This is a genomic window from Pseudonocardia sp. ZF1 (genome assembly GCF_056835605.1).
Map to the genome: position 1 here is coordinate 4214062 of NZ_JAJNBY010000001.1, position 12284 is coordinate 4226345.

The following is a 12284-nucleotide window of genomic DNA, read 5'->3' on the forward strand; positions in this document are numbered from 1 at the left end:
TCAGCGGGCCGCGGCCGGGGTGATCCAGCTCTGCCCCGCGGGGCCGTCGGCCGAGTCGCCCCACAGGACCGGCTCGTGGTCGTCCCCGAGGTGGTGGAACCGGCCGGTGTGGAACAGGAGCGGGGCTCCGTCGTGGATCAGGAACTCCTGGACCTCGCCCAGATAGAGAACGTGATCACCGCCGTCGTAGGCCTGCCAGGGGGTGCAGGAGATGTGCGCCAGGGCGCCGTCGAGCCGCGGCGCACCGCACGCGCTGTCGGGCAGCCACGCGACGTCCTGGTTCGGCCGGCCCGCGAAGTGCAGCGCCAGCTCCTTCTGCCCCGACGCGAGGACGTTCACGGTGAACGGCCGCCGCTCCTGTTCGACCAGGGCGCACAGGCGCGACCGCCGGTCCAGCGACACCAGCACCAGCGGCGGGTCGAGCGACACCGCGGTGAAGGCGTTCACCGTCGCGCCGTGCGGCGTGCCGTCGGCCCCCTGGCAGGTGATGACGGTGACGCCGGTGGCGAAGTGCCCGAGGCACCGGCGCAGCTCTCGCGGGTCGATCGCCATCGATCGCTCCTCCCTGTACGCTCTGCGTACACACTGCCCGCTTTGCGTTCACGACCACTGTGTCGAGTGGGTTCGCGCTGGTCAACGCCCCTGCGGCGCCCGCACGGACCGGGTCACGATCAATTGAGAGGAATCCCGTCCCAATGACCGACGTGGCCGACGGTGCCGGTGCTCGGGACCGCATCCAGAGCATCGAGCGGGGTTTCGCCGTGCTGCTCGCCTTCGACGCCGACCGGCCCCGGCCGACCAGCTCGGACGTGGCGGCGGCGACCGGCCTGTCCCGGCCCGCCGTCCGGCGGATCCTGCTGACCCTGGAGCACCTCGGCTACGTCGAGCAGGCGCACGGCCACTGGCGGCTGACGCCGCGCGTGCTGTCGGTCGGACAGCGGTACATCGCGACGCACTCGATCGTCGACGCCGCCCGCCCCTACCTGACGCAGCTGGCCGAGCAGACCGACGAGTCCGCCTCGCTGACCGTGCTGGACGGCACGGACGCCGTCTACGTCGCCCGGGTGCCGGTACGCCGGATCCTGCAGGTCGACGTCTCCCCCGGCACCCGGGTCCCGGCCACGGCGACCGCGATGGGGCGGGTCCTGCTGGCCTGGGCCGGGGAACCGACCATCGCCCGGGTGCTCGCCGCGGCCCCCCCGGCCTGCACCCCGCGGACCGTCACCGATCCGAAGGCGTTGCGCGGGATCCTCCGGGAGGTGCATACCCGGGGCTGGGCGTTGGCCGTCGGCGAGCTCGACCCGGACCTCATGGCCGTGGCGGTCCCGGTGCGGGACCACACGGGAGCGGTCGTCGCGGCGCTGGCGTCCGCGACCAGCGTCGGCCGGTGCTCACCGGAGAGGCTGGTCGAGACCGTCCTGCCGCACGTACTGGCCACGGCCGAACGCCTGAGCCGGAGCCTCGGACGGCCCTCGCGCGCCCGGTTCGGCGCCACCCGCGACGGGTTCTACTGACCGCGGGTCAGTCGTGCGCGACGAACAGAGTGGCTCCGCCGTCGGCGGAGCTCTCCAGGTCGGCGGCCGCCGCCCGGCCCTCCGGTGACGCCACCAGGTCGTAAGCCATGGCCGGGTCCGCCGTGGTCGCGGTCCAGCGGGTCCGTGTGGTTCGCGCCCTGGCGTGCGACCGGCCGTGGCGCGACGTGGCGGAGTACGGTGCGCCGGTGCGTGGGAACCCGGCGGTGAGGGCCCTCGTCGGACTGGTGCTGGTGGGCGCCGTCGGATGCGCTCCGTCCGTGCCGGTACCGCCACCGGCGACCGCTCCGGCGCCGCTCCTGTCCCCGCTGACCGGGCTGCCCTCCGAGCCCGGAGCGAGAGTCTTCGCCGTGAAGATCGACAACACCGCGGAGGCGCGCCCGTGGGACGGCGTCGAGTTCGCCGACGTCGTCTACGTCGAGCCGGTCGAGGGCGGCCTCACCCGGCTGCTCGCCGTGTTCGCCTCGCAGCTACCGGGCTCGGTGGGGCCGGTGCGCAGTGCCCGGGAGACCGACATGGGCGTGCTCGGCGCCTACGGCCGCCCGGCCCTCGTCTTCTCCGGCGCCGCACCGCCGGTCATGGACGAGATCGTCGCCGCGCCGCTGGTCCCGGCCGTGCCCCGCGAGTTCCCGGCGGCGTTCCGGCGTGACGACCGGCGGCCGGCGCCGGTGAACGTCTACGTGGACCTGGCGGACCTCCGCGGCCGGGTGCCGGAGGCGGGGCCGGTCCAGGACATCGGCCTGCGCTTCGGGCCCGCGCCGGACGGGGGTGCCCCCGCCCCGGAGCGCACCGTCCGGGTGGGTTCCACCGCCGTCACCGTCACCTGGAGCGCACCCGACGACGCCTGGACGATCGCAACCGGCGAGGAGATCGCCGTCGCCGGCCCGGACCGGCGGCCGGTGCGGGCGGACACGGTGGTCGTGCAACGGGTGGGGGTCGTCGAGTCCTCGGTCCGGGACAGCGCCGGCTCGGCCTCCCCGATCGCGCTCACCGTCGGCGCGGGCGACGCCGAGGTCCTGCGTGACGGCCGTTCGTTCCCCGCCCGGTGGTCCCGTCCCGCTGCGGGCGACCCCACCCGTCTGACCGCACCCGACGGCCGTGAGGTGCCCCTGCACCCGGGGCGGACCTGGGTACTGCTCGTCGCGTAGGCGGTCCGCCCGGGGCATCGTGCGGCCCCGTTCCGCGGTCGCAGGGCGCAGGTGCCGTGACGGCATCGTCGATCGCAGGGATTCCCGATGGACGCCGCCCGGGTGACCCGCGTCGTGGCCGTCCCGACGTACCACGCCGTCGAGCCCGTGCCGTTCCTCCGTTCGCTCGGTCATGCGTTCGAACGAGAACAAACGACCCGGATGGGGACAATTCGGGTACGGTCCGCGACGCAGCACAGCGGCCGTACGACACAGGGGTTCCGACGATGACGACGAATGACAGCGGTCCCGAGCCCGGCACGGCCACGGCGGATCCTCAGGCTCCGGGAGCGGCGACCGCCGCCGACGGCAGAACCCCGCGGGCGACGTGGTCGCTGCGTCTGCTCGGCGTGGCGCTCGCCCTGCTGACGTGGCTGCTGCTCGGGGCGGCGCAGGAACTGCCCCCCGAGGCGCGGATGGTCGCGGCGATCGGTGTCCTGATGGCGACGTGGTGGGTCACCGAGGCCATCCCGCTGTCGGCGACCGCGCTGCTGCCGGTGGTGCTGTTCCCCGCGTTCGGGGTGGTGTCGGTGACCGACACGACCGCCCGCTACGGCGACCCGATCGTCTTCCTGTTCCTGGGCGGGTTCCTCATCGCGATCGCCATGCAGAAGTGGCACCTGCACCGGCGGATCGCGCTGCTGACGCTGCGGGCGGTGGGCACGACACCGACCCGGATCGTGCTCGGCATGATGGTGGCGACGGCGTTCCTGTCGATGTGGGTGTCCAACACCGCGACCACACTGATGATGCTGCCGATCGCGCTGTCGGTCCTGGCGCTGGTCGCCGAGCGTGCCGGGGGCGGCGGCGGCGAGGTCCGTCGCGGCGCCCCGCTCAGTGAGACCATCCGCGACCCGGCTGTGCGCTCGTTCGGCATCGGGCTGATCCTCTCCGTGGCGTGGGCCTCGTCGATCGGCGGACTCGGAACGCTGCTGGGCAGCCCGCCGAACGCCATCGTCGCCGGCTACGTACAGGACGAGCTCGACCGCGACATCAGCTTCGTCGGCTGGATGCAGCTCGGGGTCCCGATCGTCGTGGTGTTCGTGACCGTCCTGTGGCTGCTGATCACCCGGGTGCTGTTCCGGACCACACTGACCGAGATCCCCGGCGGCCGGGAGATGATCGACGACCAGCTCCGGGAGATGGGCCCGGCCAGTACGGCCGAGAAGCGCGTACTCGCGGTGTTCGCCTCCGCGGCGTTCCTGTGGATCGTGCCGGGCCTGCTCACCGAGTTCGACGCCGTGGACGCCGCGCTGCCGTGGCTGGGCGGGCTGAACGACACCGCGATCGCGATCGCCGCGGGTGTCGCGCTGTTCTTCCTGCCCTCCGCGACCATCCCGCCCGACGAGGCCGCGACCGGCCGCCGCGGCGGGTACCGGATGTTGCTGGCCTGGCCCGACGCCCAGGCGGGACTGCCCTGGGGCGTGCTGCTGCTGTTCGGGGGCGGGCTCGCCCTGGCCGGGGCGGTCGCCTCCAGTGGGCTCGACGAGTTCATCGGCACCAGCGTCGCCGGCCTCGGTGTACTTCCGGTCCTGCTGCTGGTGGCGGCGGTGGTGACGATCGTGCTGTTCCTGACCGAGGTCACCAGCAACACCGCGACGGCGGCGACGTTCATCCCGGTGCTCGGCGGGGTCGCGATCGGCATCGGCGCCGACTCGATGACGCTGCTCATCCCGGCGGCGCTGGCCGCGACGTGCGCGTTCATGCTGCCGGTCGGCACCCCGCCCAACGCCATCGTCTTCGGGTCCGGTGTGGTCACCATCGGCCAGATGGCCCGCGGTGGTCTGCTGCTCAACGTGGTCGGGGTCGTGCTGATCACCGGGTTCGCGTTCCTGCTCGGCGGATGGGCGCTGGGCCTGCAGTTCTGAGCCGTCTCACCCCGACCCGGGGCCGGCCGGCGCGGTGATCCCGCAACGGACGGCGTCGGGGTGGGAGTGGGCGAGCAGGTGCCCCGCGTCGGCGACGAACTCGACGCGGGCCCCGAGCAGCATCCGGGCGGGGCGGGTCAGCTCCTCCGCCGGGAAGATCGGGTCGCGACGGCCGGCCAGGACGACGCACGGGATGTCGCGCCAGGCGGTGAGGACCGCGTTGGGCAGGGGTGCCGGCGCGAGCGAGCTGCGGGTGTGCTCGGGGACCAGCGTCATCCACTCGACGAGGTGGCGCCGGTCGGGCAGCGGTGCACCGCAGGAGAGGAAGGACAGCACCCGCTCGGTGCGGGCCTCTGTGGGATGCCACAGCCAGGGCAGGGCCGGGCGCAGACTCGCGGTGACCCCTGCGGGCACCAGACCGGCCGGGGCGACGAGGACGAGCCCGGCGACCGCCGGGCCGGGCCCGGCGCAGAGCGCGATAGCGGCGCCGAGGGACTCGCCGACGATCGTCGCCGGCTCGGTCCCGACCGCGGCCAGCACCTCGTCGATCCAGGCGCGGTACCGGCCGACGAGATCGTCGGCGGGCCTCTCGCCGTGGCTGAGTCCGGGCTGCCCGGGGACGTCCACTGCCGTGACCCAGTGGTCGGCGGCCAGAGCCCGCACGACGTACGCCGATGCAGCGGCGCCGAGGGTCGTACCGGGCAGGAGCACCACAGCCGGCCCGGAACCGACGGTCGTGAGGTGGGTCGGCCCCAAGGGGGTGTCGATCCACCGGCAACGCGCGTCGGGCAGAAGGCGGCTGATCTGCAGGTTGCTCCAGTCGCGCAGCAGGGTACGGCCGGGTTCGGAGCGGTAGATGTCCATCGCGGGGCTGCCCTTCGTCGAGCGTGCGTGTTCTGCTCGCCGACCAGGCTTCCCGGCACACCGAGGCCACCGTAGGCACGTCGAGGCGCGTGAGCGAACGAGGGGTCCGTAAAGATCGCGCAAAGACGCTGCGCACGGATCGTCGTCGCAATTGTTTCGTCATGCGGCGACAACGGTGGCGTGGATCGCATCCGCCCAGCGCGACGACAGCCGCAAGAATCGCGTAGTCTTTGGGCATGATTACTCGATGCGCCTTCCGAGCCCTGCAGTGGCTCGTGCCGCATCCGGGCGCCAATGGTCATCCCTCGTCGTGGGGAGCCATCCTCGCCGGCGTCGCTCCCGACGCCTGAGCTCGCGACTCCGCACCGACAGGCGGCATAGTGCCGCGACCTGACCGCATGCGCAGCATCGCGGTGCGCGGGTTGCACTGTTTCGACACGTCGGCGATTCCCATTCCGGGTTTCGTCTGACACTTGTGCCCGAAATTCGCGCGAGGAGCTCTTTCTCCGATGTCGTTGTTCTGTGTTCTGGCGGCCCTGTGGCTGCTCGTTCCCGCGGTCGCAGTACTCGCGAACCGGGTCGGGGCGCGCGGCGGATGGCTCGCCGTCGTGGTGCTGACGGCCCTGACCGCCGTCGTCGCCACCGGCGGACCCGACACGCGCACCGAGGCGGTGCCGTGGATCCCCTCGCTGGAGATCGCGCTGCGGCTGCGTGTGGACGGGCTCGGCTGGCTGTTCGCCCTGCTCGTCCTCGGAGTCGGCACGGTGGTGCTGGCGTACTCGACCTCCTATGTCACCGAGGAGCGGGCGGGCGGCTTCTTCGCGCTGATGACCGCGTTCGCCGCGGCGATGCTGACCCTGGTCCTCGCCGACGACCTGGTCGTGCTGTTCGTGGCGTGGGAGGTCACCACCCTCTGCTCCTATCTGCTGATCCTGCGGGTGGGACCTGCGGGGCGAGCGCCGGCGGCACGCACGTTGCTGGTGACCGTCGCCGGCGGCCTGGCGCTGCTGGGTGCGGTGTGCGCGATCGTGGTGCGGACCGGGACCACGCAGCTGTCGGCCGCGCTCGCCGACCCGGCCTGGACGCTGGATCCGGTGTTCGCCGGTGCCGTCGCCGTCCTGGTCGCCGTGGCCGCGATGACCAAGGCGGCGCAGTTCCCGTTTCACTCGTGGCTGCCCGACGCCATGGTCGCCCCGGCCCCGGTCAGCGCCTACCTGCACGCGGCGGCGATGGTCAAGGCCGGCATCTACCTCCTGATGCGCTTCGCCGGCGCGGCGTCGGCGTCGCCGCTGTGGCCATGGCTGCTGGTCACGGTCGGCGTGGTGACGGCGCTGCTGGGCGGCGTGTTCGCGTTGCAGCGCAGCGATCTCAAGGAGATGCTCGCCTACTCCACGATCAGCCAGCTCGGTCTGCTCGTGGCCGTCATCGGCGTCGGGACCACGACCGCGCTGCTGGCCGCGAGCGCCCGAGTCGTCACGCACGCCCTGTTCAAGTCCGCCGGCTTCATGACCGTGGGGCTGGTGGAGCCCCGCGCCGGGACCCGCGACCTGCGTGAGTTGCGCGGCCTGTTCCGGTCGATGCCCTGGACCGCCACGATGATCGCCCTGATCGCCCTGAGCATGGCCGGCGTACCGGTGACGCTGGGCTTCGTCTCCAAGGAGTACGTCCTCGACGCCGCCCTGTCCGGAGACGGGGGCCCGGCACTGCTCGCCGCCGTCGGGCTCGGCGCCGCCGCGGTGCTGACCGTCGCCTACAGCGCACGGATGGTGTTCTCCGTGTTGTTCGGGTCGACGACCGCGCTCGGTCCTCCCGGCGGTGCACGGACGATGGCCGGGACGGTCACCGTCACCGCGCTCGCCGGTGCCCTGCTCGGGCCAGCGGTCTGGCTGCTCGACGGCGCGCTGCGGTCCTCGGCGGCCGCGGCTCTCGGGGTGGCCCCGGCGGCGGTCCCGGCCGTCTCCGTGTGGCACGGCGTCACCCCGGCGCTGGTGGTCTCGGCGATCGCCATCGCCCTGGGGACCGTGGTGGCCGTCGCTCACCGGTGGGTGGACCGGGCACTGGACCGGGCGCTGTTCCCGGTCACCGGCGTCGCGGTCGTGGAGCGGCTGCGCAGCGGTGTCGTCGGCCTGGGCCGGGCCACCGGCCGCCCCTACCGTGGTGACGCCCCTGCCCGGCACCTGCTCATCCCCCTCCTGCATGTGTACGCGACTCGTCAACCCACACGCTCACCGAGGCCGTCGAGCTGCCCGCTCCCGGAACGACACACCCGCAGCGGCGACGAACACCTACGGCTGCTCGCGAAACAGGACGCCGGATGCAGGTTCTTCATCACCCAGGTCGTCTACGACGTAGAACGCGGCCAAGAACGTTGTCTCCGATCTGGACTCGGGCGAGCAGGCAGCGCAGGAAGGCACGGCCGGGTCCAGACCTGGCGGCCGCGACCATTGCGGACAGTGGATCTCGGGCAGCGGGCCGACGCGCACTCTTCACCATCGGAGGGCCTCCGCCGTCGACACGGGTGGGGGATATACCGATTCACGGCCCGTCCCCCACCCGTATCGGTCAGGGTGAGTGCGGCTCGTGGTCGCCGTCGTCGCCCGTGGACGGCGGACGGTCAGCCGAGCAGCTGGCGCATCCGGCCGATCTCGGCCTGCTGAGCGTCGACGATCTGCTGGGCCAGTGCCTTCGCCTCGGCATTGGCTCCGGCGGCGAGTTCGGTCTGGGCCATCTGCACCGCACCCTCGTGGTGGGCGATCATCATCTCGAGGAACATGCGGTCGAAGTCGGCGCCGTCGGCGTGCTCGAGCCGGCGCATCTGGTCAGGCGTCATCATCCCGGCCATACCGCCGTGATCCATCCCGCCCTGGCCCGTTCCGCCATGGTCCATCCCGGACATGCCGCCCTGGTCCATCCCGGGCATACCACCGGATGCGGGAGCGCCCCAGGTGGTGAGGAAGGCCTGCATCTGCGCGATCTCCGGGCCTTGGGCCTGCTCGATCTCGGTGGCGAGACGGCGGACGTCGTCACTGCCGGCACGGTCGGCGGCCAGCTTCGACATCTCCACCGCCTGCTGGTGGTGCGGGATCATGCCCTGGGCGAAGGCGATGTCGGCCTGGTTGTGCTCGGCCGAGATCGCCGCGCCCGGAGCAGCGGAGCTGGTCGGGGCGGGGGCCGTGGGCGCGGCGCTGCCGGTGGGCTCTGCGCCGCCGCAGGCCGACAGCACGAGGGCAGCGGTCAGTGTCGTGGCCGCAGTGGCCACGTTGGTGATCTTCATGGGTGGTTCTGGCTCTCCGTGTCGAGTACGGGTGATCGGGGCCGGGATCCGGCGCTCTTCCGCGCCGGGGGCCGATCAGGTCCGCAACACGCAGAGCTGAGCGAGTCGTCTGGGAACGGGCGGCGGCCGCTGCGCGGGTCGGCTGCGGGGGCGCCGACGGGCCGCGGTGATCGCTACCGGGAGCGTCAGACGTCCGAGGAACAGCCACGCCGCGAGCAGGGCGAGCCCGGTGGCAGCCAACACGGCCAGGCACAGGTGCAGTGCGTGGGTGGCGTCGTGCTCGCCGTGGTCGGCCGGCATCGGAGGTTCGACTGCCACCGTTGCCGGTGGCGCGGATGCCTCGACGGCACGATGGTCGCTGTGCCCCGGCGCTGTCGCCGCCACCCCGTGCCCGGTGTCTGCCGTGGGGGGCGGGGCGACGAGTGCGTGCATCCCGATCAGGCCGAGCAGGACAGGCAGGACCAGCAGCACCAGCTGTAGCCCTTCTCGCCTGTTGCCCATGTCGGTCACGGTACCGGGGTGGTCGCCCGGCCCGCGCGCGCTGCCGCTACAGCCGGCCTGCCGTAGACGGCGGGCACGTCCGGATCGGATCCACATCCGTCCCGCCATGCCCTCGCCCCGCCGGCCACGTCGGTCGATTGCCTTTGGGGTCAGACCGCTGCACGGGCACCGCAATCGGTGGTGTCGGCACCGGCGAGTCGTGCCGTGCTGCGCGCAGGCGTCAGGTCGAGACGGCGAAGAAGCTGAGCGTCGAGGGCGACGACGACGGTCGAGACCGACATCAGGATCGCGCCGACGCTCATCGGCAGGACGAACCCGACGGGAGCGAGGACCCGGCCGCCAGCGGGACAGAGGCCAGATTGTAGCCGGCCGCCCACCACAAATTCTGCTTCATCTTCCGGTAGGTCGCGCGCGACAGGTCGTCACCGACAGCACCGACCTCGGGTCGGACCAGGCGAGGATGACACCGGCGGAACCGATCGCGACATCGGTCCCGGCCCCGATCGCGATACCCCCGTCGCCCTGAGCCAGGGCAGGAGCGTCGGTGACGCCGTCCCCGGCCATCGCGACCCGACGACCCTGGCTCTGCAGTTCGGCCACCGTGGCGGCCTTGTCCTCAGGCCGGACTCCGGCGAAGACCCGGTCGATGCCGAGGTCGGCAGCGACGGTGTCAGCCACTGCCCTGGCGTCCCCGGTGATCATGACCGCCTGCGTGCCGACGGCGTGCAGGGCCTCGCCCGCCTTCCGGGACGCTGGCCTGATCTCGTCTTCCCGTCGCAGCGCGCGATGACCTCACCGTCGACGAGGGCGTGCAGGACGATCGCCCCTTGGCGGCACCACTGGTCCGCGACCGCGAACTCGGCGGCGCCGTGCTGGTCGAGCAGGTGAGGTCCGCCGACCTGGATCAGCGTGCCGTCCGCGGTGGCCTCGACCCCGACCGCGACCGCGGGGGACGAGGAGAACTCACGCGCCGGCTGCACCGGGCCGGACAGCGCTGAACCGGGTGGCGACGTCCACTGACGTTGTCCCCGGGGTGACGGTCCTCGTTGGCTCCAGCGGCGGAGGTGCTCGTGGTGCCGGGTGACGAGCCCCGCCTTGCCGTTGTGAGGGGGTGGCCTGATCTTGACGGTTGTTCGACGACAACCTCGTCGAGATGGGGTCCGCGGCCGCGTGCGGACACTGCGGCGAGGTCCTGGGCGACCCCGCCGACGGCCCGCTGGCACTCGCGGTCTACGACGGCGCTCCCACGGACGCCGGCCCGCAGATCATCGCGACCGCTGGCGACTACGTCGACGCGCCGGTGGTCTTCCTGCATTACAGCTGCCCATCCTGCTGGACCGCTTTGTCCTCCGCGGTGGTTCCCGCCGACCACCCGGACGCCGCCACCACCCTCGGACGACTGACGGTCACCGCCGGGTAGCACGAGTCGGGGGTGGGCAAGCGACACGCTCGCCCACCCCCGGCCTCATCCCCCACCCCAGGGCGCCGACCACGCGGTGCTCCCGACCACGGAGAACAACACATGCCCCTCGACTTCGCCGGACGCGTCGCCGTCGTCACCGGCGCGGGCGGAGGCCTCGGCCGTGCCCACGCCCTCGCCGCCCGCGGCGCACGCGTCGTGGTCAACGACATCGGCGGCACGGTGAACGGCCAGCCGCCGCCCTCAGGGATGCTGTCAAGCTTCTTGGCGTCGACGTGGAGCAGATCCCCGGGGTCCGGGTGTTGGTAGCGGCGTACGGCCTCGCCGGTGACCCGGTCGACGTGGGCCAGGCGGTGCAGCCTGCAGCGGGTCAGGATGAACACACCCCGGCGGGCGCCGATCGACTGACCCCGATCGAGTTCGAGACACTGCTCGACACCGCCCACGCGGCCTGACCCACCTATCGACACGCGTCAACTGAACTCTGGGCAGTCCCACGCGTGTTACCGACAGCGTCGACCTGCGGGTTCGGCGGCCAGTCGACGGGCGTCGAGAAACGACCCATTCTCGACACGTTGTGTTGCCGCCGACGGCTGGAAAGTGCGGGGATCGCTTCGGTTCAGCTTATCCGAGCCAGGCGTTTACTCGCGACCGTCCACGACGAACTGCCGCGCAGCGGCATACCTGTCCCAGGCGAAGCGACCCTGCTCGCCCCTGTCATGAGAGGGCTGGTGGGAAGGAACCAGCGCGGTAAAGCTGGCCGGGCAGCTGACGGCCGAGAATGGTCTCCAGCCACTCGGCGACGCGGATGACCTCATCGAGGTCGATGCCGGTGTCCACGCCCTCATGGTCCAGCAGGTAGAGCAGATCTTCGGTCGCGATGTTCCCGGTGGCACGTGGCGCGAACGGGCAACCGCCGATGCCCCCGACCGAGGCGTCCAGAAGCGCTACCCCCTCGTCCAGGGCCGTGTAGGCATTGGCGTAGCCGGTGTTGCGTGTGTTGTGCAGATGCAGACCCAGCGGCGTGCCCAGGTGCCGCGCTCCACCGAGCAGGGCGCGGACCTGGCGCGGGACGCCGACGCCGATCGTGTCGGCGAAGACAATCTCGTCGGCGGTGGTGAGCTGCTCGGCGAGTCCGAGCACGATCGCCGGATCCACGGCTCCCTCGAAGGGGCAGCCGAACGACGCAGCCAGGGTGACCGTGGCCCGGCGACCGTCCTCGTGCGCGTCTGCGACGATCGCCCCTGCCTGCGCCAGCGACTCCGCCACCGAGTGACCCTGGTTGCGTCGGTTGAAGGTCTCGGTCACGCAGAACGCGATGTGGACCTCCTCGCACGAGGTTTCGCGGAGCCGCTGATAGCCGCGCTCGTTGAGCACCAATGCGGCCCGGCTCAGGGTCGGGCTCGGCTGCACCGCCGCGAGGACGTCCTCCGCGCCCGCCATCTGCGGCACGCGCTCGGGGTTGACAAAGCTCGCCGCCTCGACCCTGGGCACGCCGGTGCGGGCCATCCGGTTGGCGAGCTCGGCGCGGAGGGCAGGAGCGAGCACCTCCGGCTCGTTCTGCAGCCCATCACGCGGTCCGACCTCACAGATCGCCACAGCCATGCGCATTCTCCTCGCGGAAGGCAGGTCAGGGGA

The 12284-nt window shown here is 72.2% G+C and carries 13 protein-coding genes and 1 pseudogene; 5 read left to right on the forward strand and 9 right to left on the reverse strand.

Annotated elements, in window-relative coordinates; genetic code table 11:
• Nucleotides 1–552: a flavin reductase family protein gene (locus ZF1_RS20265; RefSeq protein WP_073577353.1), complete on the reverse strand. Its 552-nt coding sequence runs from the start codon at nucleotides 550–552 to the stop codon at nucleotides 1–3.
• A 143-nt stretch (nucleotides 553–695) separates the two neighbouring features.
• Here ZF1_RS20265 and ZF1_RS20270 point away from each other — a divergent pair, with 143 nt between their 5' ends.
• The 3 genes from ZF1_RS20270 (at nucleotide 696) to ZF1_RS20280 (ending at nucleotide 4587) form a co-directional block, all read left to right on the forward strand.
• Nucleotides 696–1514, forward strand: coding sequence for an IclR family transcriptional regulator domain-containing protein (locus ZF1_RS20270; protein ID WP_357439533.1), 819 nt, complete (start codon nucleotides 696–698; stop codon nucleotides 1512–1514).
• Between the two features lie 107 nt (nucleotides 1515–1621).
• Nucleotides 1622–2680 (forward strand): DUF3048 domain-containing protein, encoded by a 1059-nt coding sequence (locus tag ZF1_RS20275; RefSeq protein ID WP_482638067.1) that lies wholly within the window; start codon nucleotides 1622–1624, stop codon nucleotides 2678–2680.
• 266 nt (nucleotides 2681–2946) lie between these two features.
• Nucleotides 2947–4587, forward strand: coding sequence for an SLC13 family permease (locus ZF1_RS20280; protein WP_482638068.1), 1641 nt, complete (start codon nucleotides 2947–2949; stop codon nucleotides 4585–4587).
• Between the two features lie 6 nt (nucleotides 4588–4593).
• Here the strand turns inward: ZF1_RS20280 and ZF1_RS20285 are convergent, their stop codons facing one another.
• Entirely contained in the window at nucleotides 4594–5451 is an 858-nt protein-coding gene (locus ZF1_RS20285) for an alpha/beta fold hydrolase (RefSeq protein ID WP_482638069.1), read from the reverse strand.
• A 509-nt stretch (nucleotides 5452–5960) separates the two neighbouring features.
• Between ZF1_RS20285 and ZF1_RS20290 the strand changes: the two genes are divergently transcribed.
• The gene (locus tag ZF1_RS20290) at nucleotides 5961–8108 is read left to right on the forward strand and encodes a proton-conducting transporter transmembrane domain-containing protein (RefSeq protein WP_482638070.1); all 2148 of its coding nucleotides are present in this window, start codon (nucleotides 5961–5963) and stop codon (nucleotides 8106–8108) included.
• On the opposite strand, the gene ZF1_RS20295 is transcribed toward ZF1_RS20290, so the two are convergent.
• From ZF1_RS20295 to ZF1_RS20315, 5 genes are all read right to left on the reverse strand, one after another.
• Nucleotides 8066–8725 carry a DUF305 domain-containing protein gene (locus ZF1_RS20295; RefSeq protein ID WP_405415796.1) on the reverse strand — a complete coding sequence of 220 codons (660 nt, stop codon included), beginning with the start codon at nucleotides 8723–8725 and terminating at the stop codon, nucleotides 8066–8068. The two genes, ZF1_RS20290 and ZF1_RS20295, sit on opposite strands and share 43 nt — an antisense overlap.
• 75 nt (nucleotides 8726–8800) lie before the next feature.
• Nucleotides 8801–9226 carry a DUF6153 family protein gene (locus ZF1_RS20300; RefSeq protein WP_357439545.1) on the reverse strand — a complete coding sequence of 142 codons (426 nt, stop codon included), beginning with the start codon at nucleotides 9224–9226 and terminating at the stop codon, nucleotides 8801–8803.
• A 149-nt stretch (nucleotides 9227–9375) separates the two neighbouring features.
• A complete protein-coding gene (locus tag ZF1_RS20305; RefSeq protein WP_482638071.1) occupies nucleotides 9376–9528 on the reverse strand; it encodes a hypothetical protein in 153 nt (50 codons plus the stop codon).
• Between the two features lie 88 nt (nucleotides 9529–9616).
• Nucleotides 9617–10006, reverse strand: coding sequence for an HAD-IC family P-type ATPase (locus ZF1_RS20310; RefSeq protein ID WP_343935656.1), 390 nt, complete (start codon nucleotides 10004–10006; stop codon nucleotides 9617–9619).
• Nucleotides 9925–10206: a hypothetical protein gene (locus ZF1_RS20315; RefSeq protein ID WP_350589152.1), complete on the reverse strand. Its 282-nt coding sequence runs from the start codon at nucleotides 10204–10206 to the stop codon at nucleotides 9925–9927. Before ZF1_RS20315 ends, ZF1_RS20310 begins: the two co-directional genes overlap by 82 nt.
• Nucleotides 10207–10355: 149 nt before the next feature.
• Here ZF1_RS20315 and ZF1_RS20320 point away from each other — a divergent pair, with 149 nt between their 5' ends.
• Nucleotides 10356–10646 carry a hypothetical protein gene (locus ZF1_RS20320; RefSeq protein ID WP_350589151.1) on the forward strand — a complete coding sequence of 97 codons (291 nt, stop codon included), beginning with the start codon at nucleotides 10356–10358 and terminating at the stop codon, nucleotides 10644–10646.
• Between the two features lie 233 nt (nucleotides 10647–10879).
• Here the strand turns inward: ZF1_RS20320 and ZF1_RS20325 are convergent.
• Both ZF1_RS20325 and ZF1_RS20330 read right to left on the reverse strand, forming a co-directional pair.
• Nucleotides 10880–11023 (reverse strand): annotated as a pseudogene (locus ZF1_RS20325) (IS481 family transposase); the annotation flags it as partial.
• A gap of 340 nt (nucleotides 11024–11363) precedes the next feature.
• Nucleotides 11364–12251: a hydroxymethylglutaryl-CoA lyase gene (locus ZF1_RS20330; protein ID WP_405415793.1), complete on the reverse strand. Its 888-nt coding sequence runs from the start codon at nucleotides 12249–12251 to the stop codon at nucleotides 11364–11366.
• Between the last annotated feature and the right edge of the window lie 33 nt (nucleotides 12252–12284).